Source organism: Streptosporangium sp. H13245, from assembly GCF_055690525.1.
Map to the genome: position 1 here is coordinate 98,476 of NZ_JBSZKT010000004.1, position 25,253 is coordinate 123,728.

Below are 25,253 nucleotides of genomic sequence, written 5' to 3' on the forward strand. Positions count from 1 at the left end.
GCATGTGGGGGGCGCAAAAGAAACATGAGAAACATGTAACCCACCAAGCACACTGAAGCGTCCACAACTAGCCGAAAGGGCCTGAGCAGCACAAGAACGACGAAAGGGGTATCCGTGACTCCGAAAAGGGCCACACGGATCGCCATCGCACTGGGGGTTGTCTACGGCATCTACGCGGTAGGCGCTCCACACGTACTTCCGCCAAACAATTGGGATCTCGCCTTCTACGGCGCCATAGCCGGAGGGTTCGGCGCCATAGGCATCGGGATCATCATTGCCCTTCAGCGGATGACCCAGAGCCTCAACCAGCTCACCCAGAGCCTCAACAACAACACCGCCAAGCTCGACGAACAAACCGCCAAGATCAATACCCACGTGGACAAAGCGACCGACCGCCTCGGCACCCAGCTCACCGACGAACGCGAAACCCACGTCGCACGCATCAGCATGCTGCGCGGCATGGTGCTCACAATGAAGACCGGTGAGGACCCACTCACAAACATCCGCCCCTGGTCATAGGACCCGGACGGCTGGCTCGTATCCCTGCTACGAGCCGCCCGGGGACCACCCCCTCTACGGGAGCCCGCATGCCCCCGCAATCCACCCTCACCCGCCCGCCCGCCGAACCCATCCCCGCGATCGGCTACATCCGCGTCTCCCAGCTCCAAGAAGAGCAGATCTCCCCCGAGATCCAACGATCAGCCATCACCGCCTGGGCGGCCCGTACGAACCGGCGCATCGTCCGATGGATCGAAGACCTCGACCTCACCGGCCGCAACTTCCACCGCCGCATCATGGAAGGCATCGAGGCCATCGAACGCGGCGAAGTCCGCGAAATCGCCGTCTGGAAGTACAACCGCTTCGGCCGCAACAGAACCGGCGGCGCCGTCAACCTCGGTCGTATCAACCTGGCCGGGGGGGAACTCCAGTCCGCAACCGAGGAGGTCGACGCCCGCACCGCCGTCGGCAAACTCACCCGCGGAATGCTCATGGAGCTCGCCGCTTTCCAGAGCGATCTCGCAGGCGAGTCCTGGGCCGAGGCCCACGCCAACCGCCGCGCCCGCGGTCTGCCCTCCCACGGCCGCGACCGCTTCGGCTACGTCCGCCGCGGCCGACAGCGCGACCCACTGCAGAAATACCGGACCATCCGCGACCCCGCTGACGGCCTGGAGCGCTACGAGCCCGCCGACATCACCGGCCCCGTCCTCAGAGAGATCTACCTCCGCTCCACCTCGGGCGTCGGCGGCCGGATCCTGGCCATCTGGCTCAACAAATCCGGCCACTTCACCACGCGCGGCCGCCTCTGGTCCGATAGGACACTGATGCGCTACCTCGACACCGGCTGGGGGGCTGGGCTGCTGCGGATCCATGATCCGAACTGCGAAAGCTGCGTGCAGATCGGCAAGTGCCCCAACCGGGTCCTGGTGCCCGGCGCTCACAAGGGTGTCATCAGCGAAGACGAGTGGCTGGCCTACCGCCGCCGCCGACTGCGCGCGGCCACACTGGCCCCGCGCGCCCGGGTGACGATCTACCCGCTGTCGGGCCGGATCTGGTGCGGTCACTGCACGGCGAGCATGACGATCACCGCCGACGGCACCAAACCCGGCTACTGGTACCGGTGCGGCGCCTACCTACGCGCCGGAAACTGCGAGGCCCGCAGCGTGCAACGCAGCAGGGTCGAGGTAGCCGTCCTGGCCGAACTCGCCCAGTGGGCAAGTGACCTCGAGGCCGACACCGCCGTCGCCTCCGTCCCGCTGATCGAACCAGCCGTCGACGTCGGCCGGTTGAAAGCCACGATCGTCGCCGCCGACGCCGCGATCAAACGACTCACCGGGCAGCTCGCCCGCGCCGTGGTCACCGAAGAGGCGTACAGGGATGCGGTCGCCGATCTGCACGCCGAGCGCGCCGAGGCCGCCGACGAACTCGAGAAACTGGAGCAACCGCGGCCGCGCGAGCGACACGAGTACGTGCCCGTGATCGAGGCGCTCCTGGAGGAGTGGGACACGTGGCCGGGTGAGGAGCGGCGGGAGATGCTCGCCGAGCTGATCACCTCCGTCAAGGTGTGGCGGACCGACCGTGCGACCTCCTGGATCGTCATCGAGTCGGCCTGGGGTGAAACTCGCCGCGTTGACCTGCCATTTCGTTAAGTGCGGTTTGGGTACTTTGCTCGATAACAACGTTGTCAATGTGGCTTTACCGACGATCCAGCGCGACCTCGGGCTGAGCATTTCCGGGCTGGAATGGATCGTGAGCGGCTACATCCTGGTGTTCGCCGGGCTGATGCTCGTCGGCGGGCGCCTGGCCGACGTCTTCGGGCGGCGGCGCGTCTTCCTGATCGGCCTCGTCGTGTTCACCGCGGCGTCGTTCGCGGCCGGGATGGCCACCGACGGCGGCGTACTGATCGCCACCAGGGCGGTGCAGGGCGTGGGGGCCGCGTTCCTCACCCCCACGGCACTGGCCCTGCTCACCTCGGTCTTCCCCGACGCCAGGGAACGCGCGACGGCGGTCGGCCTGTGGAGCGCGGTCGGCGCCCTGGCTCTCGCCCTCGGCCCGCTGACCGGCGGGTTGATCAGCGAGCGCTGGCACTGGGGCTGGATCTACCTGATCAACGTGCCGATCGGGATCGCGACGCTCGGCCTCGGGCTCTGGGCGATCAGGACGGCCCCCCGGGAGACGGTACGGCGCGGCCTCGACGTCCCCGGCCTGGTGACGTCGAGCCTGACGCTGTTCGCGCTGACGTACGCGCTCATCGAGGGCGCGGGGGCCGGATGGACCTCGCCGGAGATCCTGGGCGCCTTCGGGATCGCGGCCGTGTCGGCGATCGCCTTCGTCACGATCGAGCGCGGGAGCCGGGAGCCGATGATCGACCTGTCGCTGTTCCGGTCGCGGGTGTTCAGCGGGGGCACGCTGTCGATGGGCCTGTGGTCCTTCGGCGTGTTCGGGATCTATTTCTTCACCGCGCTCTACCTGCAGAACGCGCTGGGCTTCTCGCCGATCGAGGCCGGGGCCGCGTTCGTGCCGATGGCGCTGGTGATGGCCGCCACCGCCGCCCTCGCCCCGAGGCTGGACAGGGCGCTGGGAACCGCGCGGACCGTCGCGGCCGGGCTCCTGCTGATGGCCGTGTCGGTGTTCGGGATCTCGTTCGTCGGGGAGGGCGGCTCGTTCGGCGACCTGCTGCCGTGGTTCCTGGTCTACGGACTGGGCGGCGGCATGCTGGTGCCGCTCACCACGGCGATCCTCGGCGCGCTCCCCACCGGCAGGACGGGGGTCGCCTCGGGGGTGCTGAACGTCTCGCGCGAGGTCTTCGGCCTGCTCGGGATCACGGTCCTGGGGGCGATCCTCAACGCGCGGCAGACCTCACTCCTGGCGGAGGGCGCCGGGCAGCTGACCGCCTTCCTGGACGCGTACCGGTACACGCTGGTCGTCGCCGCGGTCATCGTGCTGGTGGGCGTGCCGGTCAGCCTGCTCTCCCTGCGGGCCTCCCGGGCCGCGAGCCCGCCGGTGGCCACCGAGGAGCGTCCGGCCGTACCGGTGGGCTAGGGGACTCCACACGCTCCCGCACGCTCCCGTACGTGAAACGACACCGGCCCGCGTCCTCCGGGGGGGAGGACGCGGGCCGGTGCCGGAAGCGGGCACGAGCCGGTGCCGCGCCCGCTCACCGCGAACGGACGCGAACCGGTGCCGGGTCAGGAGCCGATCTTGCCGCCCCTGGCGTGCCAGGCGACCACGACGGACGGACGGGGCTGGGAGGTGCCGCCGTCGGGCCAGTGGCTGCTGGGGGCCTCGGGGGTGGCGCCGGTGGTCTCACCGGGGTGCTGCACGGCCACGAAGACGCTGCGCTGGTCCTCGGTGACCAGCGGGCCGCAGGTCTCCGCGCCGACCGGCACGCTCAGGAACTGCTTCAGGTAGCCGCGCTCGGGACCGCGGACCGGCATGGCGAACAGGCCGTCGTGGGCGCCGAGCTGGCTGCCGTCGGTGGAGATCCAGAGGTTGCCGTCGACGTCGAAGGCGACGTTGTCCGGGCAGGAGATCGCGGAGACCTTGGTCTTGTCGAACCCCGCGAAGTAGGTCGCCGGGTCGTTCGGGTCACCGCAGACCAGGGGCAGGGACCAGGCGAAGGTCGTGGCCCCGGCGTCGTTGCGCCGCTCGACGATCTCCAGGATGTGCCCGTGCTTGTTGGCCGGACGCGGGTTGGCCTCGTCCACCTGGGCCGGGGTCCGGTTGGTGTTGTTGGTCAGGGCCACGTAGACGCCGCCGGTGACGGGGTTGCGCTCCACGTCCTCGGGACGGTCCATCTTGGTCGCCCCGACCTTGTCGGCCGCCGTACGCGTGTAGACGAGCACCTCGGCGGCCGTCATCCCGGGAACGTGCGAGACCTTGCCGGTGACCAGCGGGATCCACTCGCCCGAGCCGTCGAACTGCTTGTCGGCGGGGAGCTTGCCGGTGCCGTCGATCTCACTGGCCGGGCTGTCGCCGGTGAACTTCGCCACGTACAGCGTGCCGTCGTCCAGCAGGGTCCGGTTGTGCCGGTCGAAGCCCCGGATGTAGCGCTGCCGGGAGACGAACTTGTAGACGTACTCGAACCGGGAGTCGTCGCCCATGTAGGCCACCACCCGGCCGTCGGCGGCCAGGGAGGTGGTCGCGCCCTCGTGGGCCAGCCTGCCCAGGGCGGTGCGCTTGATCGGGGTGGAGTCGGGGTCGAACGGGTCGATCTCCACGATCCAGCCGGTGCGGTTGATCTCGTTCGGGTGCTTGGCCAGGTCGAAGCGCTCCTCGACCCGGTCGAACCTGCGGTTGCCGCTCGGGATGCCCGTGGTGGCGCTCACCCCGTACCGGGTGAGGTACGGCTTCTGCGCCTCGGGGACGCCGTTGCCGTTGACGAAGTACTGGTTGAAGTTCTCCTCGCCGCTGAGCACCGTGCCCCACGGCGTGGTGCCGCCCGCGCAGTTGTTCAGCATGCCGATCGGCGTGGTGCCCCTGGGGTCGGCGGCGGTCTTCAGCAGCGCGCTGCCCGCGGCCGGGCCGGTGAACTTCATGGGGGTCTGCACGGTGATGCGGCGGTTGTAACGGCGGAAGCCCCGGGTGACCAGCTTCCACTGGCCGGACCCGCCCACCCGCTCGATCTCGACGACCGAGCCGCCGTGCGCGGCCAGCGCGATCTTGATCTGCTCCGGCGTCGCGGCGGTGCCGTCCGTGTAACCGCGGAACATCAGGTTCTCGTCGGTGTACTCGTGGTTGACCCAGAGCAGACCCCGGTTCTGCCCCATCGGGAAGAGGGTGACGTAGTCGCAGTTGTAGCCGAACTGCTTGGCCTGCGCGGCGGCCGTCTGGTTCTCGAAGTCGAACGCGGGGGCGCCGGGCAGGACCGGGTCGCCCCAGCGCACCACGGCCGCCGACAGGTAGCCCGCGGGGACCGTGATCTTGTCGTTGGTGTTCGGCGCGATGGCGGTGAAGCGCAGGCCACCCTTCTGGCCGTGACCGTTGCCGTGGCCGTTGCCGTGGCCTCCGCCGAAGGTCTTCGCGTCGACATCCGGGTCGGCGAGGGCGGGGACCGCCGTGCCGATCCCGACTCCGGCGACGATGGCGCCGAGGGCACCGGCGCGCAGCATGCCGCGGCGGGTCATCGCCTCGGCCACCACGTCACCGAAGTAGGTGTTGTCGCTGGTGTTCACTACATCGTGGGCGCACTGGTCACCGCAGCGGAACCGGCAGGTGAGCGCGCTGCGTCCACCCTTGTGAGGGCTCGTGAGCAGGGGAAGCAGTCGGCGCGGCGACGTGTTCGCCACAGGATCCTCCAAAAAGGGGCGAGGTCTTTCGGCCCGGAGGCTACGTGCGCCAGCCGAACCGGAGGTGAACGACGTTTGCCTGGATGATGAACCGTTTACCTGAATGAGCTGTTCGGACGGGTTCCGCACGTCCGGACGAGCCTCCCGCGCGGGCGTCACACCCTCCGGACTGCCTGCCCGTACGGGCCTTCCGCTCTCCGGACGAACCCTCCCGTACGAACACACCGCACCCTCTTAGCGATCTTCGGACGAACCCGCCCGTACGGGCACACGGCACCCTCCCGACGAACCGCCCTGACCGTCCCGGAGGTACGGGTCACCCGGACGGCCGTGCCGGGGTGTCCGGAGGCGGGGCTCCGGCGGGCATCATGGAGGGCGTGCCACCTCACAAGCCCGACGCCGCCAAGGTCCGCGCCGCCCTCGACAGCCAGCTGAGCGCTCTCGACGAACCGCCCTACGACGGGCCCGGCGGGCTCGCGGCACTGCTGGGCGCCTGCGTGAGCGTGGTCCTGCGCGCCTTCGGCCGGGGAGTCCGCCCGGAACGGGAGATCACCCGCTTCGCCGTACGGCACCTGCTGGACGAGCTGGCGACGGCCGCCCCGGGCAGGACCGTCGAGGTCCGGGTCCCGCCCTACGCGGCGGTGCAGTGCGTGGAGGGTCCCCGCCACACCCGGGGCACCCCGCCCAACGTGGTGGAGACCGACGCGCGCACCTGGCTGGAACTCGCCACCGGCGGCCTGACCTGGTCCGAGGCGGTGGCCGCCGGAAAGATCGCGGCGAGCGGGGCCCGCGCCGACCTGTCCGGCCACCTGCCTCTCCGATAGCCGTTACGGGGTGGGCGGGACCTGGATGCCGAACCTCTCCTCGACGCAGCGCCGCTGGAGCTCCGGAGGCAGGTTCACGCAGTCACCGACCTTGCTGTAGAGCCAGCTCAGGAACACCGCGGCGATCACCAGGGTGAGGAGGCTCAGCACGATCCCCACCCAGGCCCGGCCCGGCCTGGACTTCCTGACGAGCGCGATGACGCCGACGATCAGGCCGATGATCGCCACCAGCACGCCGAGGCCGCAGACGACGAGCGACAGGATCGCGACGATCCCGAGCACGAGCGTGGCGGTGCCCAGCCCCCCGCCGGGCCTGCGCCCCTCGTCCGGGGACACCGGATAGGGCGTGGCGTACGGATAGCCGGGCGCGCCCGGCGGTGCCGGGTACGGCGTGCCGGAGGGGTCCGGTGACGGCGCCCCGGGGCCGCCGTAGGGGTACCCGGCCTGCTGCGTCTCCCCGTACCCCTGTTGACCGGTTTGCGGTGGATAGTCCTGCCGGTCCGGATAGCCCGGAGCGGGCGGCCGCTCCGCCTGGAAACCACCGGCGCCCCCGGCTGTCCCGGTGGGCTCGGTGGGCTCGGCGGGCCGCCGAGGAGCCGCCGGTTCCTCGGCGGACGCCGACGGCTCGTAGCGCGAGGGCGGGGTGGGGGCGGGCGGCGTCCCGGGGTGGTCCGGCCCGGGACGGCCGGGCTCGCCGGGAGTCTCCGAGGCGCTCTCCCAGCCCGGGTAGGCGGACGGCGTGGTGCCCGGCACCGTGTGGGGCTGCCCCTCGGGCCCCCCGGCTCCCCCGGGCGTCCCCTCAGGTGACGGCCCGCCCGGTGATCCCTGCGACCGCGCCCCGTACCCCGAGGACCCCGAAGACCCCGGCGCGGCGTGCCGGCCGCCCGCCTGGTCGGGCGGGGGCACCTCCGGCGCGGACGGCGTGTCCGGATGCGGCGGAACCCGCGGTTCTGCGGGAACGGAGGACGGCGGCCAGGTCGGGGTCTCGTTCGGGTCGGGCACGGGTGTCTCGGGATCCGGCTCCTCCCACGGCTCGGGGACCGGCGGAGGCGTCGGGGGCGTCGGGGGCGTCGACGCCCCCGATCCCCACACGGAGCCCTCGCCGGGCTCCCGGCCCGAGGGCTCGGCCCGGCCGGGGATCTCCGTCCACCCGCTCGCCCCGCCCCGGCCCGAAGGCCCGGCGGAACCGGAAGGCCCTGCGGAACCAGAGGACCCCGCGGAACCGGAAGGCCCCGCGGAACCGGAAGGCCCGGCACCGCCGGAAGGCTCGGCCCACCGGGTGGGCTCGCCCGCCGGGGTGGAGGGCTGCCGCCACGTGGGCGGCTCGTTCGAGGGAGGGACGGGCCAGGCCGTCGGTTCCGGGGCGGTCGGCTCGTGCTCGCCGGGGACGGCCGCCTCCTCGGAGGTGCCCGGCGGCTCCTCCGAGCCGGACCCCTCCTGGTCGGAGCGCCTGTCCCGCGGCACTCGTCGGGGGTCGGGCTGGTTCGGGTCCACAGGTGTTGTCACGTCTCATCTCCCGACGCTCGGGCATGCCGGATATCTCACACTCCCCTGTCGGCCACCGGCGAAACAGGCTGACACGGCAAAACACCGATGATCGTTCGGTCAGGGTGCGACATGCCACGGAACGGACCCTGGGTGCGAGCAGGGAAGAAGCCGACCTAGAATGAAGCATGTGCTGAAGGGCGACGGCCATCTGAGCCATGACCTTGACCCCCACGACCGGCCTCCGAAGGACGCATGTGGCGTCTTCGGGGTGTGGGCCCCTGGGGAAGAAGTCTCCAAACTCACCTACTACGGGCTGTATGCGTTGCAGCACCGCGGCCAGGAGTCCGCGGGCATCGCGGTCAGCGAGGGCAGCAGGATCCTCGTCTACAAGGACATGGGGCTGGTGGCCCAGGTCTTCGACGAGTCCGTGCTCGGAACCCTCCGCGGCCATCTGGCGATCGGCCACTGCCGCTACTCGACGACCGGATCGAGCGTCTGGGAGAACGCCCAGCCGACACTCAGCTCGACCGAGTCCGGCGGGCTCGCGCTCGCCCACAACGGAAACCTGATCAACACCCCGGAGCTGGCCAGGCGTCTGGCCCCCGGGTCCACCCGGGCGACCACCGACACCGAGGTGCTGACGACGCTCCTGGCCCAGGACCGCAGCCAGTCGATCGACGACGCCGCCGCCGAGCTGCTCCCGCAGGTCAGAGGCGCCTACTCGCTCGTCTTCATGGACGAGAAGACCCTTTACGCGGCCCGCGACCCGCAGGGCGTCCGCCCGCTGGTCCTGGGACGCCTGGAGCGCGGCTGGGTGGTCGCCTCGGAGACCGCGGCGCTGGACATCGTGGGCGCCACGTTCGTCCGCGAGATCGAGCCGGGCGAGCTGATCACCATCGACGAGCGCGGCGTGCGCTCGCGCAGGTTCGCGCTCGCCGAGCCCAAGGGCTGCCTGTTCGAGTACGTCTACCTCGCCCGCCCCGACACCACGATCGCCGGGCGCGGCGTGCAGACCACCCGCGTCGAGGTCGGCCGCGTGCTGGCCCGCGAGCACCCGGTCGAGGCCGACCTGGTCATCCCGACGCCCGAGTCGGGCACCCCCGCCGCCGTCGGCTACGCCGAGGAGAGCGGGATCCCGTACGGTCAAGGTCTCGTCAAGAATTCCTACGTGGGCCGGACCTTCATCCAGCCGTCCCAGACGATCCGCCAGCTGGGCATCCGGCTGAAGCTCAACCCGCTGAAAGAGGTCGTCGCGGGCAAGCGGCTGGTGGTCGTGGACGACTCGATCGTACGGGGCAACACGCAGCGGGCGATCGTCAAGATGCTGCGCGAGGCGGGCGCCACGGAGGTGCACGTCCGGATCTCCTCCCCGCCGGTCAGCTGGCCGTGCTTCTACGGCATCGACTTCGCCACCCGGGCCGAGCTGATCGCCGGTTCGCTCAGCGTGGAGGAGATCCGCGCCTCGCTCGGCGCCGACTCGCTCGGATACATCTCGCTGGAGGGCCTCACCGCGGCCACCACGATCCCCGCGGACCGGCTCTGCCGCGCCTGCTTCGACGGCGAGTATCCGATCCCGATCGACCAGGACAACGTGGGCAAGTACGTGCTGGAGGCCAAGCGTTGAGCGGGCCCGGCGCGCAGAGAGAGGCCTCATGACCAGCTACGCCGCCGCCGGAGTGGACATCGACGCGGGCGAGCGTGCCGTCGAGCTGATGAAGGCGAAGGTCGCGCGGTCGCGCAGGCCGGAGGTCGTGGACGACGCCAGCGGCTTCGCCGGCCTCTTCGACGCCTCGGCCCTGCTGTCGTACCGGCGGCCGCTGCTCACCACGTCGACCGACGGCGTCGGCACCAAGGTCATGCTGGCCCAGCGGCTGGACAAGCACGACACGATCGGCATCGACCTGGTCGGCATGGTCGTCGACGACCTGGTGGTCTGCGGCGCCGAGCCGCTGTTCATGACCGACTACATCGCCTGCGGCAAGGTGGTCCCCGAGCGGATCGCCGAGATCGTGGGTGGCGTCGCCGAGGGCTGCCGCCTGGCGGGCTGCGCTCTCATCGGCGGGGAGACCGCCGAGCACCCCGGGGCGATGGACGCCGGTGAGTACGACCTCGCGGGCGCCGCCACCGGGGTGGTCGAGGCCGACAGGATGCTCGGCCGCGACAGGGTCCGCGCGGGCGACGTGGTCCTCGCGCTGGCCTCCTCGGGCGTGCACTCCAACGGCTACTCGCTGGTCAGGCACATCATCGACCGGGCCGGGCTGTCGCTGGAGGCCGAGCTGCCCGAGCTGGGGCGGACGCTGGGCGAGGAGCTCCTGGAGCCGACCAGGATTTACTCCCTCGACTGCCTGGAGCTGGCCCGCGCGGTCGACGTCCACGCGTACGCCCACATCACGGGCGGCGGTCTGGCGGGCAACCTGTCCCGCTCGCTGCCCCCCGGGCTGGACGCGCTGCTCGACCGCTCGTCGTGGACCCCGCCCGCCGTCTTCGAGGTGCTCGCGGGGCACGGCGGGGTGGCCCAAGCCGACATGGACCGGACGTTCAACCTGGGCGTGGGCATGGCCGCGGTCGTCCCCGCCGAGGCCGTGGACCCCGCGCTGGCGCTGCTCGGTGAGCGGAACCTCCCCGCCTGGGTGCTCGGCGAGGTCGTCGAGGGCTCGGGCCTGGCACGTTTCCGCTGATCCGCGCCTTCCCTCCCGGCCGGTGACACCGGCCGGGACGGGAGAGGAAGCACCGGATGTGCGACGGGAACGGCGAAAAGCGCTCCGGACCACCGGAGCGCCGCATATTGTCGACTCGTAGCGAGAAGAACACCCGGCGGCTTGTGCTCACCGCCGGGTGCCCTGCTCACGTCAACCTGAAATCCGCCTAGCGGCGGCCGGATGTCCCGTCGTCGCGGTCATCTCCGGAGCCGAAGTCATCGGCGTAATCGGCGTACCGATCCGCCAGCTCGTCGTAGGCGTCGTTGGAGTCGTCATTGTGGTTGGAGTCGTCTCTGACTCCGAGCTCGTCGCGCAGACGCTCAAGATCAGTGCCACCGCTGTTGTACTTCAGCTGGCGAGCAACCTTGACCTGCTTGGCCTTTGCTCGGCCGCGCCCCATTGGCTCGACCCCCTCGTGTGGGGTCGTGCCCGACCCCTCGTCGCTAACGCACCACGCACTGACGCCACCTGACTTAGGCGTCAGCTCTCGTTCGCCTACAACCGTACCCGTTTTACGCCCGGCTCGGTACGTCGTATGGGCGTGTGGGGCTAGTGGCCCAGCCAAATGCCCCTAATTCGCCCGACTTCCGACATTCTGCGCTCAGCCAGCCTATCGGCTGCGACGGCCGGGGGGACGCCATCCTCCGCCGCACTGGAGAAGATCTTGAGAGTCGTGTCGTAGATCTGGGTGGCCTTTGCCTGCGCCCGCTCCATGTTGAACCCCCTGATCTCGTCCGCGACCTGGATGACGCCGCCGGAGTTGACCACGTAGTCGGGCGCGTAGAGGATCCCTCGGTCGGCGAGCCGCTTCTCCACGCCGGGGTGGGCCAGCTGGTTGTTGGCCCCGCCGCAGACGATCGTGGCGCGCAGGCGCTCCACCGTCTCGTCGTCCAGCGCCCCGCCGAGGGCGCACGGCGCGTAGACGTCGACGTCGGCGGCGGTGAGCTCCAGCCGGTCGGCGACGACCTCGACCTGCGGGTAGGTCCGCCGCAGCCGCTCCACGGCCCGCTCGCTCACGTCGCAGACCACGACCTCCGCGCCGTCCTCGACGAGGTGGCCGACCAGCCGGTGGCCGACCTTGCCCACCCCCTCCACGCCGACGCGCCTGCCGCGCAGCGTCGGCGTCCCGTACGCGTGCTCGGCGGCGGCGCGCATGCCCTGGAACACGCCGAGGGCGGTCAGGATCGACGAGTCGCCGGCCCCGCCGTTGGCCAGCGTGCGGCCGGTCACGTACGAGCACTCGCGGGCCACGATGTCCATGTCCTCGCTGTAGGTGCCGACGTCGCACGCCGTGTAGTAGCGGCCCCCGAGCGACTGGACGAACCTGCCGTAGGCGCGCAGCAGCGCCTCGCTCTTGTCCGCCGCCGGGTCGCCGATGATGACGGCCTTGCCGCCACCGAGGTCGAGTCCCGCCAGGGCGTTCTTGTAGGCCATCGCCCGCGAGAGGTTGAGCACGTCCGTCAGCGCGGCCTGCTCGCTCTCGTAGGGATAGAACCTGGTGCCGCCCAGGCCGGGGCCCAGGGCGGTGTTGTGGATGGCGATGATCGCGCGAAGGCCGCTTCGCTCGTCGGAGCAGAAAACGACCTGCTCGTGCCTCGTCTGGCCGGTTGCCGGGCCCGCGTCCTTGTGGGACAGCCCGAAGACGTCGGTCACTGTGGTGACTCCCAGTCGTCCGTTCCCGCCGCTCCGTCGCGGCGGAGATCACCCTCAGCGTAACCACAAGTCCGTAATAGGGACGACGTGCGCGAACGTCCCATCTCAGTGTCCGAGACGGCCACCTCGGAAGCGGGCCCGCTACGGACAACGACCGGTTCTTCGTGACACGATGCGGTCGTGCTGCCCTACGCCGCGTACCTCCGTGTCTACGAACCGCTGGCCGCGTTCGCCCCGGCGGAGCGCGTCTCGTGGGCCGCCTACGCCGAGGCGGCCGACCGGCCGCGCCGGGCGGGCGCCCTCCACGCCGAGCACGGCGAGGCGGTACGACGCCTCCTCGGGGTGCCACCGGCCCCGGCACCCGCCCAGGAGAGCCCCAACGCCTATCTGAGGCGCGTGGAGGAGGTCCTGTACGTCTGCCCGTGGCAGAGCAGGCTGAGGTCGTGGCTGGCCTTCTCACGCTTTCGCGGGGCGACCCCGCCCAAGCTGATGGAGCGTTTCGTCCCACCAGCCGTCGCGGAGCAGACGGCCGACGACTTCGACCGGTTCAAGCGCCGCACCGACTCCGCCGCGCTGCGCACGCACATCCGCGGCTCCACCTGGCACGTTCCGACCTCCTGGTTCGTCCCCTTCGACGGCAACGAGCGCTGGCTGGTCATCGACGGCGGCGAGGGCCAGGCGGGCACGACCACCACGCGCAACCTGATCTACGTCACCTCCATGGCCCACGCCAGGCGCCGCAGCGCCCGCGCCCTGCAGATCATCAGGAGGCAGGTGGGCGAGGTCTCGGTCACCGCCGAGGTCGAGGACGTGGCGCGCTGGCTGGAGGAGTTCCACCCGCACTCGCTCGTCGAGCTGGACTACGGCGGCATCGTCAACCTCATGGACGACGAGACACTCCAGGCCGACGAATCCGTGGCGGAGCTCGCGGCGGCGCTGACAGGTCTGGAAAAAGGCGAGGAAGAACTGGCGTTCGCCATGTACCAGCGCGTCATCCTCCGCTGGCGATCAATACAACTTCTCGAATCAGCAAACTGAGTCGCAAATCATCCCTCCGACCTGCGTAAGTAGGTCCGTCGATGACCGGGGATGCACCTACGAACTGAGTAGTTTGCCGTTTTCACTGCGATACCACGAAACGTGTCGCTAGAATCACCGAGCGTGACAACAACACGTGCACAAGAGAGATGAGTCGCTCAAAGGCTCGCCAATCGCTCTACGTGGCTGTATGGTCACATCGGGTGATGCCGCATATGGCCCAAACAGCCGCACGCAAGGGCCATAGGCGGACATCCGTGACAAGCGTCAAGTCGCAGGATCGCTGTCGCCGGTCCACATGGAGGAGAGGCCGCACAAATGTCAGCTCGTACACCCGAGGCAGAGCCGCTGCTCACCCCGGCGGAGGTCGCAACCATGTTCCGCGTCGATCCCAAGACCGTGACCCGGTGGGCGAAGGCGGGCAAGTTGACGTCCATCCGCACCCTGGGTGGACACCGCCGGTACCGGGAGACTGAGGTTCGCGCGCTGCTCGCGGGGATTCCGCAGCAGCGCTCAGAGTAAGACGGGGGCCGTCACTGACCTAGGGGGATTGGTGCGCGCTCACCCTTTGAGCGTGTAGGCCACACGGGTTTTGTGGGGAGCGGCGTCGCCCGCCCGGCGCCGCCCCAGCACACGCCCCGCCCACGGCACGTGCCACCCTCCAGCACGTGCTCCAGGCGGCCGGACACGCCCGGCGAGCGGCCCGCGAGAGCACTTCGAGCGACAGCGTGTGCCCTGCGCGGCCCGCGCGGATGTCCTTCCCGACATCTCCGATGCGCCGAACCGGCCCGCGCGGATCTTCACGGGTTCCTGTCGGCGGCATGTGCCCTGAATGGAGGCGGGTGTCCTGAACGACCGGGCCTGTGCTCCCGAAGGACTTGCCCCGAGGGGCCTTCTCAGCCGTCCGTCCCGGACCTCTCCCGGTCCGCGGGACGGCTCGCCCGGTCTCTGACCAAGTTGTCAAGCAACTCGCCGACGTACGGATCGTGCTCGGCCGCCACGCCGAGCAGCGCCACCATCTGGCCGACCAGCATTCGCTCCAGCGCCGGGCGCTCGATGTCGCGACGCTCCAGCCAGTCAAGACCCGCGGTCTCGACGGAGGCGATCCACGAGCGCAGCGTGACCCGGAGCACGGGACCCGGCTCCTCGGCCCGCAGCTGCTTCATGATCAGCCTGAGCAGCCGGTGCCTGACCGAGTCGACGACCTCCCCGACCTCGCCGCTGCGATTGGCGGGACCGCCCCTGAGCAGCGCGGCGAAGCCCGTCGCGTGCTCCTCCACGAAGTCGAAGTATCGGGTGAGGCCCCCGGCCAGCTCTTCCAGCGGGGTGCCGCCCCCCTGAGGTCTGAGCCTGGCCTCCAGCTCGGCGGCGGCGCTCCTCAGCGCGGCGACGTAGAGCTCCTGCTTGCCGCCGAAGTAGTGGTAGACCAGGGCCCGCGACGCTCCGGCCGCGGAGGCCACGTCGTCGATCGACACGTATTCGGTGTCGTGCCTGCTGAACAGCTCCAACGCCGCCGCCATGAGCTCCTCGCGGCGCCGGTCGACACTGAGCCTGCGCCGCGCCGGTCGCGTGCCCGCCGCCACGGGTTTCGCCCGTTCCGCGGCTCCGGATGTCGACCCCACATCGTGAAGACTATCGGAGCCGTTCCGCCCGGCCGCTTGGTCAAGATCGCAGTTCCCTTCCGCACAAGCCGTACCCCATTCGGAACTCGATCGTTTTGAGTGACAGGTGCCCATCCACCATCGCGGGGGAGAGCCATGTCAGGACCGCCGGTCAACACCACCGTCACCCGAGCCCGCGGGTTCGCCGAGCCCGTCTTGTCCGACGGGGGCGGACCACGCCCGAGACCCACGATCCGCAACGTGGCAGAACGAGCCGGTGTCTCCAAATCACTGGTCTCGCTCGTCCTGCGCGGATCGCCCCATGTCAGCGAGCATCGCAGGCAGGCCGTGCTCCAGGCGGCCAGAGACCTCGGCTACCGGCCCAACGCTGTCGCGCGCAGCCTGGTCGAGGGTCGTACCCACCTGGTCGGGGCGCTCGTCGCCGACCTGCACAACCCGTTCTACGCGGAGTTCCTGGACGGCCTGCAGGAGAGCCTGCACGGCGACGGGCTGAGGCTCCTCATCGGCAACAGCCAGTGGGACCCGGCCTTCGAGGACGAGGCGGTCGAGGCGTTCCTCGAACTGCGCGTCGACGGGCTCGTCCTGCTCGGCATCGCGCCCACCAGCGGGACGCTCATCGAGGCCACCGGCTACACGCCGACCGTGGTGGTGGGCGAGCGCGACATCGACCTCGGCGGCGTGGACATCGTCGTCGACGACGACCAGCTCGGCGCCCGTCTGGCCGTCGACCACCTCGTGGGGCTCGGTCACCGCAGGATCGCCCACATCGAGGCCTCGGGCATCTCCTCCGGGCGTTTCCGGTGCGAGGGCTACCTGGTCGCGATGCGCAGGCACTCCCTGGCGCCGTACATCATGGTCGAAGAGGGCGAGTCCAGTGAGGAGGGTGGCGCGCGTGCGGCCCGCAGCCTGCTCACGCGCGATCCCCGCCCCACAGCGATCTTCGCCGCCAACGACCGGGTCGCCATGGGCGTGCTCTCCGCGGCCACCGAGCTGGGCCTGCGGGTTCCCGAGGACCTCTCCGTGGTCGGGTACGACAACATCCACCGCGCGGGGACCCAGCCGATCTCGCTGACCACCGTGGACCAGCCGCGCCGCGCCATGGGCCGTTCCGCCGCCGCGCTGCTGAACGACCGGATCGGCGACCCCGGCAAGGCCTCGCGCCTGCGCCAGGTCGCGCCGCAGCTGGTCGTACGGCACAGCACGAGCGCCGTCGAAGGGTAAAGAGCCTGCCTGGAGCGTTACAGTGCGCCCAGGCAGGCTCCATGACCTCCCCAAATCCAGGCCAACATCGCGGACGGCGACGCGCCGCCGGTGTTGACTCTGGCCGAGACGAGGGGGGTAACACATGCGTGATCCGGAACTGGTGTCATGCGCCCAGCGGGCCGCGGCCGAGCTTGAGCGGGCGTGGGCGCACTGGCGGGCCGCCCGGGGCCGCAACGGCGGCGACGCCGGGGCCGAGTCCGTGGCCAGCTACGTGGCCCATTCGATCGATCATCCGTGGGGGCGTCCGCGCGTGGTCCTCGGGCTGGACGCCGAGGACGCCAGGGAGCTCGCCTCGCTCCTGCAGAAGCAGGAGGTCGGCGAGCACGCCTGGTGACGGGCGGGCACGCGTCGCGTCCCTCCCCGTACCGGGAGAGCGTGTCCGACGGGCAGGCGCGTCCGGCGGGCAAGGGCGTCCAGCGGGCAGCGGTGTCACAATCCGTGACGGACGGGTACATATCGCGACAACGGCTGAGTCACGCCTCCTGGCCGCGTAGGTTGGGTGGTTGACGACTTCCTTGGGGGCGATGAGCGTGACCGGCAAAGCACTCGCGACGACCCTTGTCTTGTGCGGGCTCGGCGCCGCCGCCTGCGGCGGTACCACCGCGGGCGCGGACCTCCCGCGAGAGCGCGGGCCCGTTCCTCCGGCGGCCGGTGCCGCCGCGGCTCCGGCGTCCGGCGCCCTGACCGGCCCGGCGGCCGGTGCGGTGAGCGACCCCTCGGCGAGTCCCGCCCCGGGGCGAAGCGGCCAGGGCGACAGTTCGCCCAGCTCGCCCAGCTCGCTCAGCGGCAAGGTCGTGGTCATCGACCCCGGTCACAACGGGCAGAACTACCGCCATCCCGCGGAGATCAACAAGAAGGTCAACGTCCTGACCCAGTGGAAGGCCTGTGACACCACGGGCACCGCCACCGCGAACGGCTACAGCGAGGCGGCCTTCACCTGGGACGTCTCGCAGCGTCTGGCCAAGATCCTGAGGAGCCGCGGCGCGACGGTGAAGCTGACCCGCGACGGCAACTCCGGCGTCGGGCCGTGCATCACCCAGCGGGCCGCGATCGGCAACAGGGCGAAGGCGGACGCGGCGATCTCGGTCCACGCCGACGGGTCGAGCCCCGGCAACCGAGGCTTCCACGTGATCATGCCGGAGAAGATCGGCGGGCCGGTCGACCCGGTGGTCGGAGCCTCCAGGAAGCTCGGCCTGGACGTCAGGGACGCCTTCAGGCGCGGCACCGGCCTGCCGTACTCCACCTACATCGGCAAGAACGCCCTCGACTACCGAAACGACCTCGGCGGCCTGAACCTCTCCACGGTCCCCAAGATCTTCATCGAGTCGGGCAACATGAGGAACCCCGCCGAGGCGGCCAGGTTCCAGCAGGGGGCGTTCCGGCAGAGGATCGCGCTCGCCCTGGCGAACGGGCTGCAGCAGTACCTGAAGTAGCCGGGACACCGCACGTCAGCGGCCCGCCGGGCCGTCCAGGCCCAGGGGTTCGAGGTTGTCGCGGGCCGGGTGGCGGCGCGCGGCCGGGCCCTCGGCGAAGGCCCGCAGGATGTTCCCGGTGGCCCTGCGGACGAAGGCCCCGGCCCGTTCCGTGACGCCGTGGCCGCAGCGGGCGCCCCGCATCGCGCACACCCAGCGCATCGTGCCCGAGCTGAACACGGCGGCGCCGCTCGGCACGGTGTAGTAGGCGCTGTGCGCGACCGTGGCGCGACCGCCGCAGTTGACCGGGGAGACCGACAGGACCTCCATCGGGCGCGGCACGCCCGCGCCGACCTTGTCGGTCTCCACGCCCACCATCCCGGGGAAGGTGGTGCCGCGCCGCACCCCGGTCCCCTTGAAGATCCAGTTGCCGGGACGCCCGACCACGTAGGCGGACTCGGAGGGGAAACAGTCGTACATCGGGCCGGTCAGCGAGCTCTCCGGCCTGCCGGTGTCACGCCACAGGACCGTCCAGGCGTCCTCGGCGGCGTCCTTGTGGCAGACCACCAGGCGGCGGGGGCCCAGACGCGTCTCGGCGAGGCGGATCCGCCAGTAGACGGCGTTGGCGCCGAGAAAGGCGAGGTTGGTGCCGTGGTCGCGGGCGGTCTCGACGGTGCGGCGCATGCCCGCCGACCAGTACTCGTCGTGGCCCAGTGACACCAGGCCCCTCGCCCCGTCGAGAACGCGCGGGTCGCGGTCCAGGTCCAGGCTCGTGACGTAGGCGAGCGGTACGCCACGGCGCTCGGCGAGCTCGATGGCGTCACGTTCCATGTCCAGGAAGAGCCGCGCCCCCGAGGTGTCGTACGGGCGGTCGAAGCTGACGGCCCGGGACCTGTCCCCGAAGCCGCCGGGCCCCTTGTAGAGGCTGCGGCCACCCCAGTCGTTGTAGGCCTGCCAGGTGGTGACCGCGTTGACGACGACCAGGCGTCCCCGGGTGGAGGCGGACCTGACGGTGAGGGGAACGTAGCGCCGTCCCCCGGTGGCGGCGTCCAGCCGGATCAGGTAGGAGCCCTCCGGCCACCCCGAGGTGTCGACCTCGGGTCCGGGCTTCCAGTGGGCGGCGGTGACCGTTCCGGTGGCGGCGATCGTCCTGGGCGGAGCCTGCCGCGTGCCGGGCAGCCCGGCCGCCCGCCAGACCTGCCTGGCCCCGGCTCCTCCGTACCAGCCCATCCGGAAGGCCCTGGCGGTGTAGCGGTCGGCGGTGGTCGAGACGTACAGCCGGAAGCTCTGGCCCGGCAGCACGCTCACCTGGTCGGCGAAGCCCTCGATCTCGTGCTCGGCGCCGCGCCGGCGCGCCCGCCAGCCCGGATCGCCCTCCCTGGCGTTCTCGGTCACCGTGGCGTTGTCCCCCTCGGCGCTGCGCACCGCGGACGAGGACCCCGAGGGGGTGGGCGTGGGCGGGTCGGTGGGCCGCTCGACGGCGGCGGAGCACCCGGCGGCCAGCATGATCGTCACCAGGATCGCCAGCGGGGTGCGGGCCGGGCGCCCGGACGCTTGGAACATGAGCAGCAGCATGTCCGCGCGAGGGGTCTCCCCCGGTTCTCCCGCGCGGTACTTGGGCGGTTCTTGGTTCCGTGTCCGGGCTCGCCGGTGTGAAGGGCTTATCTCGCTGGTGATTTGGCATGATTTAAACCATGACTGACCTCCTGCCGTTCCCCTCCGCTCTCACCCCTGCCAGCGGTTTCCTCGGCCTTCCCCGCGGAGTCGTCGTCTCCGGCCCCGACGAGCTGGTCGACGCCGTACGCCTCGCGCTCGCCGTCCTCGATCCGCGTCCCGGTGAGGCGGGGACGATCACGGTGGAGTCCGACGCCTCGCTCGGCGCCGAGGCGTACGTCCTGGACGTGACGGACGGGGGCGTGCGGATCGCGGCCGGAGACCGGGCCGGTGCCTTCTACGCGGGCCAGACACTGCGGCAGCTGCTGCCCTCGGCGGCGTTCCGCGCGGTGGCGGGTACGGGGGCGAGCTGGAGCGTTCCCCTCGGCCAGGTGCGGGACGCGCCCCGGTTCTCCTGGCGCGGGGTGCACCTGGACGTGGCGCGGCACTTCATGCCCAAGCGCGAGGTGTTCAGGATGGTCGACATCATGGCGGTCCACAAGCTGAACCGCCTCCACCTGCACCTGGTGGACGACCAGGGGTGGCGGGTCGAGAGCCGCAGGCACCCCCGGCTGCACGAGGTGGGCGCGCACCGCCCGCGCACGGCCACCAGCTACTACGGGGAGGACCTCGCCTTCGACGACGTACCGCACGGCGGCTACTACACGCTGGAGGACCTCGCCGAGATCGGCGCCTACGCGCGGGCCCGCGCCGTGACGGTCGTGCCCGAGATCGACGTGCCGGGGCACGCCTCGGCGATCCTCGCCGCCTACCCCGAGTTCGACGCCCGCGCCACCGGCGGCCGCTCGCCCGAGCCCTTCACGGTGCTGGAGCGCTGGGGCATCTCCCCCGCGATCCTGTCCCCGCTGCCGGAGACGATCGACTTCCTGACCGGTGTGATCGAGGAGATCGTGGAGGCGCTGGGCGAGACCCCGTACGTCCACATCGGCGGGGACGAGTGCGTGCTCGACGACTGGGCCGGTTCCCCCGAGATCGTCGCGTTCCAGGCGGAGCTGGGGCTGGAGGGCGTGAGCGACCTGCACGCCTGGTTCCTGCGGCGGCTCGCGGACGAGCTGGCCGAACGCGGCAGCAGGGCGGTGGTGTGGGACGAGGCGTTCGTCAGCGGCATGCTCAGGCCCGACACGATCGTGATGCCCTGGCGCGGCCCCGGGGTGGCCAGGCGTGCCGCCGCCGCCGGGCACGACGTGGTGCAGACCCCGGTCTTCCCGCTGTACTTCGACTACGCCGAGGCCTCCTCCGAGGAGGAGCCCGTGGCGATCGGCGACGCGACCACCGTCTCCGACGTCGCGGCCTACGCCCCGGCGCCGGAGTCGTGGACGGCCGAGGAGCGGGAACGCGTGCTCGGGGCGCAGTTCCAGCTGTGGAGCGAGCGGCTGCCCGACGGGCGCGCGGTGGACTACCGGGCCTGGCCCCGGGGGTGCGCGCTGGCCGAGGTCACCTGGTCGGGCTCGGCCGGGACCGGGTTCGACGCCCGGCTGGAGACGCATCTGGGCCGCCTCGACGCGCTCGGCGTCGAATACCGGCCGCTGACCGGCCCGCGTCCCTGGCAGCTCGGCGGAGCGGGCCACCGGCGCCACCGCCCGGGGGTCGTCAAGGTGGACGAGGTCATGAAGCACCTGGAGGAGATGACCCACGAGGCCGACTCGACCCGTCCCAGCATGTGACGGTCTCCGGCCCCTGACGACCCCGGCCCGCGGTCGGGATGGCCGCGCGGTGGCGCCCCCGCCCGTGGGGTGGTGTCCCGCGCGGCCGTCCGATCAGGCGGAGACCTCGTAGCCCGCTTCCTTGACGGCGGCGCGGACGGCCGTGTCGTCGAAGGAGTCACCGGAGACGTCGACCCTGCCGGTCGCGAGGTCGACGTCGACACCGGTGACACCCGGGACCTCGCCGACCTCCTCCTTGACCGAGCTCACGCAGTGGCCGCAGGTCATGCCGGTGACGGTGTATGTGGTCGTGCTCATCGTGCCTCCAATGTCCTGAGGTTACCCACCCAGGGTATATCGTCGGCGGCCTTCCGGCCCGCTGGGGACGATAAATCAGACCTCGCCGCAAAGGTTCGGCCCGCGACACTTCGGACCGCATCGCGACCGGAGCAGGCTGTGATCGGATCAGGCCGTTTTGGGTAGATCTCGCGGTCGGATCGCGCCGCGACCTGACCCGGCCTGGTCACGGTACGGGTCTGGTCGGGCCCGGTCAGGTCACGGCGCTTCGGCCCGCGGTGCGGCCGATGATCTGGCGGAGGTCGACCACGCCGTGACGGCGGAGGCGGCGGGAGAGGTCGCGGTTGACGCGATACGCCCAGAAGGGCCCCTCGTAGATCAGCGCGCTGTAGCCCTGGACGAGCGTGGCCCCGGCGAGCAGGCGTTCCCAGACGTCGTCCACGTCCTCGACGCCGCCGACGGAGACGAGCACCAGGCGGTCGCCCACCCTGGCGCGCAGCCTGCGCAGGACCTCCAGCGACCGGGCCTTCAGCGGGCGCCCCGACAGGCCGCCGCTCTCGCGGCTGTGGTCACGGCCAGCGGGCTCCGTACCGGCCAGCGCCTGCCTGCCGATCGTGGTGTTGGTGGCGATGATGCCGTCGAGCCCGAGCTCCAGGGCGAGGTCGGCGACCGCGTCCACGTCGGCGTCCGCCAGGTCGGGTGCGATCTTGACCAGCAGCGGGGTGCGCTTGGGCGTGGCGTCGGCGACCTCCTTCACCGCCCGCAGCAGCGGTCCCAGCAGCTCCACGGCCTGAAGGTCGCGCAGGCCGGGGGTGTTGGGCGAGCTGACGTTGACGACCAGGTAGTCGGCCAGGGGGGCGAGCTCCCTGGCACTGGCCACGTAGTCGGCGGCGGCCCCCGACTCGGGCACGACCTTGGTCTTGCCGATGTTGACGCCGACGATCGCGGGGACGCCCCGGGGCCTGGCCAGCAGCCGGGCCGCGGCGGACGCTCCCGCGTTGTTGAAGCCCATCCGGTTGATGATCGCCCGGTTTCTCACGAGGCGGAACAGGCGGGGCCTGGCGTTGCCCGGCTGGGCGTGGGCGGTGATCGTGCCGACCTCGACGTGGCTGAAGCCGAGCGCGGACATGGCCTCCACGCAGCCGGCGTCCTTGTCGAAACCGGCCGCCAGCCCGAACGGGCCGGGGAAGTGCACGCCGAAGGCCTGCACGCGCAGCGCGGGGTCGCGTGGCGCGAGACGGCGGTGGACCAGCCGCCTGACCACGGGCGTCACCGAGAGGACGCGCAGGGCGCGCACCGTCAGATGGTGCGCGTCCTCCGGGTCGAGGCGGCTGAGGACCTGCGAGAAAACGAATCGATACATCACCGATCAGGTTAGTGCCCCGGCGGGACGCGGCTCGCGCCGACCGCGTCCCCGGGGTTCCCGATCATGAGGTGGCGGTCGAATCCGAGCAGCCGCAGCAGGCGGAGCACCGGGCCCGACGTCCGCAGGATGACCAGCTCGCGGCCCAGGCCGCGCATGTGCTCGTCGGCCCGGAGGAGGGTACGGGCGCCCGCGCAGTCGATGAAGACCACGTGGGCCAGGTCGAGCCCCACCGTCGCCACGGTGAGCGTGCCGAGGACACGCCGCAGCTCGACGCCCCTAACAGCGTCGAGATCACCGTAAACGGTGATCTCGACCCTGTTCTCGGAGGGCTCCGGCGACGTGAGCAGGATCACCGTATTTCGCCCGCCCCCTCCCCGAGCACCTCGGCGGCCAGGTCGGCGACGCGGCGGCGGGTGTCGCGGGCCTGCTTTCGCAGCCCGGTGAAGGCCTGGGTGGCGGTGAGGTCGTGCTTTCCCATCAGGTAGCCGATCGCCCGCTCGATGACCACGCGGTAGTCGAGGGCGTACTGGAGCTGGTCGGCCAGGGCGCTCTTCTCCTCGGCGGCCATCGCGGCGGTGAGAAGCTGCTCGATCACGTCCGCGTAGCCGTAGAGCGCCTGGACGTCCGACTCGTCCCACTCGTAGAACCCGGCCTGGTAGACGTTCAGCGTGCCCACCGGCTCGCCGCCAAGCCGCACCGGAACCCCGGCCACCGCCCGCACCTCCGGGTGGAGCCGGTCGGCGAGTTTCGGCCAGCGCGGGTCGACACGCACATCGCTTGAGGTCACCGCGGAATTCTCCTCGTACGCGGAAACGCACGGCCCCTGACCGAGATGGAGTTGCGCGCCCTCAAGACTGCGTCCCCGCTCATCGGTGGCGACCAAATAGCGAAGATCTTTACCTTCTTCCGCAAACATCAGACCCGCACCCGCATATCCGAACAGCGAGTTCACCACATCCACGGCACGCTCCAACTGATGGACTATGCCTGTGGTGGACGAGGTCGTCTGGAGCCTTCTCAGGCTCGCGACCAGCGCTTCCGGATCAATGTGAGTCATATGTGGGGCGCCTTTCAGCGTCGACCTGGTTACTTGAAGTGCACACTACGGCTTCCCTGTGAGAGGAGATCTATGGGCCATGGCCTGAAGGACCATCACCATGAGCTCGCCGAGGCGTTCTCCCGTCCGGACTTTCGCGGGTTGCCATTCATGGCTCGTCCGGTCATAGAAATTCAGGGTGCCGATCAACCTTTCCTCCGCCCGCAACGGCACGGAGAGCACCGCCCGGACCTCCGAGACGCGCGCGGCCACGCCGGGGAAGCCGAGGGGCCTGGCCGCTCGCAGGTCGTCGACCGCGACGTCCTCGCCGCGGGTCAGGGTCTCGATGGCCGGACCGGCGCCGATCTGCTCCTGGATCAGCTCCAGCCGCCGGCCCCGGTCGTCGGACCCTCCGACCGCGCGCAACCGGTCGTGGTCGTCTATCAGCATGAGTGCCGCCCCGTCGGAGCCGAGGACGTCGGCGAGGGCGCTCAGCGTACGGTCGACGAGCTGAGAGAATTCAAGAACCTGGGTCATGGGCGGGCTTCCTCCACGTCGAGGTAGCTCCGCGGACACAGGGCGGAATGATCTGCGGATCAGAGCCTAGTGCTGCCCGATGACTCCGGCCAAGCGGTTCCCCGCCTTGGTGCGCTCCCAGGGGTAACTGTCACCAGCTGAAGGGCCTGTGCTGGCGCCTGGAGGCTCGTTCCCAGCGGCACCTGTCACCGGCTTCCAGAGATAAATGTCACCTGTGGGAACTTCCCAACGTTGTCTTCACCATGATCGCCCTGCCACCAGGAGCACAACTGCCACTTTGAGTATATAGATGTATACCCATGGTGATTCCTACCGTGGTGCGACGGCGCAGCTGAGGCCGCGCCGGCCTGCGGCGCGTGCGCAGAGCGAGATCGCCACGTCCGAGCACTCGCGTCTGTGGCCGGGCGCCATCGCCGACGCGGTGGCGCGCTGGGCCGGGACCGTTCACGGGCCGGCTCGCCGGCTGACGGATCCGGTGGTTCGTGGTTGCGGAGTTGAGGCGTGCCGCCCCTCCGACGCTCATCCGCGAGGGCTGCTGGAGCAGGCCCTATGCGGGCTTCCGGCCAGCGCGTTCAGCCGCTTGATGAGCTTCACTGTTCCCGCACGATCGTGGACTCCTATGCCGATCCGTCCCAACCATGGCGGTTGAGGAGATGCCGAACCTCGGACAAGGGATGTCTCGTAACCCTCCCTGCCGCCCGGGGTGCGGCACCCGGCCGGACACGGCAGCGGCAACAATGGTCATCTCGCTGGCCGCCACGGGCCTGACCACCGGGGAGATCTCCGCGCACCTGGCCGAGGTCTACGGCGCGGAGGTGTCCAAATAGAAGCAGTCAAAACCGGGTCACACCGTTCACTGGACAGACCCGCACGCGAACGCGACCCCTGTTCTTGCTCGACTGGCGTGGACAACCA

The 25,253-nt window shown here is 70.7% G+C and carries 23 protein-coding genes; 12 read left to right on the forward strand and 11 right to left on the reverse strand.

The features are described from left to right. Window positions 1–114: 114 nt before the first annotated feature. The 3 genes from ACW9TB_RS10265 to ACW9TB_RS10275 all read left to right on the forward strand — a co-directional run bounded on the left by ACW9TB_RS10265 (window position 115) and on the right by ACW9TB_RS10275 (window position 3,540). Window positions 115–519 (forward strand): hypothetical protein, encoded by a 405-nt coding sequence (locus ACW9TB_RS10265; RefSeq protein WP_472747730.1) that lies wholly within the window; start codon window positions 115–117, stop codon window positions 517–519. A 68-nt stretch (window positions 520–587) separates the two neighbouring features. Then, window positions 588–2,147 (forward strand): recombinase family protein, encoded by a 1,560-nt coding sequence (locus ACW9TB_RS10270; RefSeq protein ID WP_472747731.1) that lies wholly within the window; start codon window positions 588–590, stop codon window positions 2,145–2,147. Further along, the gene (locus tag ACW9TB_RS10275; protein ID WP_472747732.1) at window positions 2,113–3,540 is read left to right on the forward strand and encodes an MFS transporter; all 1,428 of its coding nucleotides are present in this window, start codon (window positions 2,113–2,115) and stop codon (window positions 3,538–3,540) included. The genes ACW9TB_RS10270 and ACW9TB_RS10275 overlap by 35 nt, the downstream gene beginning before the upstream one ends. Window positions 3,541–3,686: 146 nt before the next feature. Here ACW9TB_RS10275 and ACW9TB_RS10280 read toward each other — a convergent pair whose 3' ends face one another. After that, on the reverse strand, window positions 3,687–5,786 hold the full coding sequence (locus ACW9TB_RS10280; RefSeq protein WP_472747733.1) for a PhoX family protein: 2,100 nt from the start codon (window positions 5,784–5,786) through the stop codon (window positions 3,687–3,689). A gap of 368 nt (window positions 5,787–6,154) precedes the next feature. Between ACW9TB_RS10280 and ACW9TB_RS10285 the strand changes: the two genes are divergently transcribed. Then, on the forward strand, window positions 6,155–6,610 hold the full coding sequence (locus ACW9TB_RS10285) for a sterol carrier family protein (protein ID WP_472747734.1): 456 nt from the start codon (window positions 6,155–6,157) through the stop codon (window positions 6,608–6,610). Window positions 6,611–6,613: 3 nt separating this feature from the next. On the opposite strand, the gene ACW9TB_RS10290 is transcribed toward ACW9TB_RS10285, so the two are convergent. Further along, window positions 6,614–8,116 carry a DUF4190 domain-containing protein gene (locus ACW9TB_RS10290; RefSeq protein WP_472747735.1) on the reverse strand — a complete coding sequence of 501 codons (1,503 nt, stop codon included), beginning with the start codon at window positions 8,114–8,116 and terminating at the stop codon, window positions 6,614–6,616. Between the two features lie 160 nt (window positions 8,117–8,276). Here ACW9TB_RS10290 and purF point away from each other — a divergent pair, with 160 nt between their 5' ends. Together purF and purM are read left to right on the forward strand one after the other, a co-directional pair. Then, window positions 8,277–9,722, forward strand: a complete 1,446-nt coding sequence (purF, locus tag ACW9TB_RS10295; RefSeq protein ID WP_362844424.1) for an amidophosphoribosyltransferase — start codon at window positions 8,277–8,279, stop codon at window positions 9,720–9,722. Window positions 9,723–9,750: 28 nt separating this feature from the next. After that, window positions 9,751–10,776 carry a phosphoribosylformylglycinamidine cyclo-ligase gene (purM, locus tag ACW9TB_RS10300; protein ID WP_472747736.1) on the forward strand — a complete coding sequence of 342 codons (1,026 nt, stop codon included), beginning with the start codon at window positions 9,751–9,753 and terminating at the stop codon, window positions 10,774–10,776. Between the two features lie 187 nt (window positions 10,777–10,963). Here purM and ACW9TB_RS10305 read toward each other — a convergent pair whose 3' ends face one another. Both ACW9TB_RS10305 and ACW9TB_RS10310 read right to left on the reverse strand, forming a co-directional pair. Next, a complete protein-coding gene (locus tag ACW9TB_RS10305; protein ID WP_344747622.1) occupies window positions 10,964–11,197 on the reverse strand; it encodes a DUF3073 domain-containing protein in 234 nt (77 codons plus the stop codon). 149 nt (window positions 11,198–11,346) lie between these two features. Continuing rightward, complete coding sequence (locus ACW9TB_RS10310) at window positions 11,347–12,450, reverse strand: Leu/Phe/Val dehydrogenase (RefSeq protein WP_472747737.1); 1,104 nt, start codon at window positions 12,448–12,450, stop codon at window positions 11,347–11,349. Between the two features lie 180 nt (window positions 12,451–12,630). Between ACW9TB_RS10310 and ACW9TB_RS10315 the strand changes: the two genes are divergently transcribed. Together ACW9TB_RS10315 and bldC are read left to right on the forward strand one after the other, a co-directional pair. Next, window positions 12,631–13,488, forward strand: a complete 858-nt coding sequence (locus ACW9TB_RS10315) for a DUF8083 family protein (protein ID WP_472747738.1) — start codon at window positions 12,631–12,633, stop codon at window positions 13,486–13,488. A gap of 318 nt (window positions 13,489–13,806) precedes the next feature. Continuing rightward, on the forward strand, window positions 13,807–14,010 hold the full coding sequence (bldC, locus tag ACW9TB_RS10320) for a developmental transcriptional regulator BldC (RefSeq protein WP_013133571.1): 204 nt from the start codon (window positions 13,807–13,809) through the stop codon (window positions 14,008–14,010). A 374-nt stretch (window positions 14,011–14,384) separates the two neighbouring features. On the opposite strand, the gene ACW9TB_RS10325 is transcribed toward bldC, so the two are convergent. Continuing rightward, window positions 14,385–15,110 carry a TetR/AcrR family transcriptional regulator gene (locus ACW9TB_RS10325; protein WP_472747739.1) on the reverse strand — a complete coding sequence of 242 codons (726 nt, stop codon included), beginning with the start codon at window positions 15,108–15,110 and terminating at the stop codon, window positions 14,385–14,387. A 135-nt stretch (window positions 15,111–15,245) separates the two neighbouring features. Between ACW9TB_RS10325 and ACW9TB_RS10330 the strand changes: the two genes are divergently transcribed. From ACW9TB_RS10330 to ACW9TB_RS10340, 3 genes are all read left to right on the forward strand, one after another. Continuing rightward, the gene (locus tag ACW9TB_RS10330) at window positions 15,246–16,331 is read left to right on the forward strand and encodes a LacI family DNA-binding transcriptional regulator (protein ID WP_472747740.1); all 1,086 of its coding nucleotides are present in this window, start codon (window positions 15,246–15,248) and stop codon (window positions 16,329–16,331) included. 124 nt (window positions 16,332–16,455) lie between these two features. Then, window positions 16,456–16,707: a hypothetical protein gene (locus ACW9TB_RS10335; protein WP_472747741.1), complete on the forward strand. Its 252-nt coding sequence runs from the start codon at window positions 16,456–16,458 to the stop codon at window positions 16,705–16,707. 169 nt (window positions 16,708–16,876) lie between these two features. Then, on the forward strand, window positions 16,877–17,806 hold the full coding sequence (locus ACW9TB_RS10340; RefSeq protein ID WP_472747742.1) for an N-acetylmuramoyl-L-alanine amidase: 930 nt from the start codon (window positions 16,877–16,879) through the stop codon (window positions 17,804–17,806). 15 nt (window positions 17,807–17,821) lie between these two features. Here ACW9TB_RS10340 and ACW9TB_RS10345 read toward each other — a convergent pair whose 3' ends face one another. Further along, on the reverse strand, window positions 17,822–19,348 hold the full coding sequence (locus tag ACW9TB_RS10345) for a N,N-dimethylformamidase beta subunit family domain-containing protein (protein WP_472747743.1): 1,527 nt from the start codon (window positions 19,346–19,348) through the stop codon (window positions 17,822–17,824). Window positions 19,349–19,479: 131 nt separating this feature from the next. Between ACW9TB_RS10345 and ACW9TB_RS10350 the strand changes: the two genes are divergently transcribed. Next, the gene (locus ACW9TB_RS10350; RefSeq protein WP_472747744.1) at window positions 19,480–21,123 is read left to right on the forward strand and encodes a beta-N-acetylhexosaminidase; all 1,644 of its coding nucleotides are present in this window, start codon (window positions 19,480–19,482) and stop codon (window positions 21,121–21,123) included. Between the two features lie 93 nt (window positions 21,124–21,216). On the opposite strand, the gene ACW9TB_RS10355 is transcribed toward ACW9TB_RS10350, so the two are convergent. From ACW9TB_RS10355 to ACW9TB_RS10375, 5 genes are all read right to left on the reverse strand, one after another. Continuing rightward, window positions 21,217–21,420, reverse strand: coding sequence for a heavy-metal-associated domain-containing protein (locus ACW9TB_RS10355; RefSeq protein ID WP_386262249.1), 204 nt, complete (start codon window positions 21,418–21,420; stop codon window positions 21,217–21,219). Between the two features lie 232 nt (window positions 21,421–21,652). After that, on the reverse strand, window positions 21,653–22,762 hold the full coding sequence (locus ACW9TB_RS10360; protein WP_472747745.1) for a quinone-dependent dihydroorotate dehydrogenase: 1,110 nt from the start codon (window positions 22,760–22,762) through the stop codon (window positions 21,653–21,655). 11 nt (window positions 22,763–22,773) lie between these two features. Next, entirely contained in the window at window positions 22,774–23,118 is a 345-nt protein-coding gene (locus ACW9TB_RS10365; protein WP_472747746.1) for an STAS domain-containing protein, read from the reverse strand. After that, window positions 23,115–23,822 carry a GAF and ANTAR domain-containing protein gene (locus ACW9TB_RS10370; protein WP_472747747.1) on the reverse strand — a complete coding sequence of 236 codons (708 nt, stop codon included), beginning with the start codon at window positions 23,820–23,822 and terminating at the stop codon, window positions 23,115–23,117. Before ACW9TB_RS10370 ends, ACW9TB_RS10365 begins: the two co-directional genes overlap by 4 nt. Window positions 23,823–23,867: 45 nt before the next feature. Continuing rightward, window positions 23,868–24,338 (reverse strand): GAF domain-containing protein, encoded by a 471-nt coding sequence (locus ACW9TB_RS10375; RefSeq protein WP_472747748.1) that lies wholly within the window; start codon window positions 24,336–24,338, stop codon window positions 23,868–23,870. Window positions 24,339–25,253: the final 915 nt, after the last annotated feature.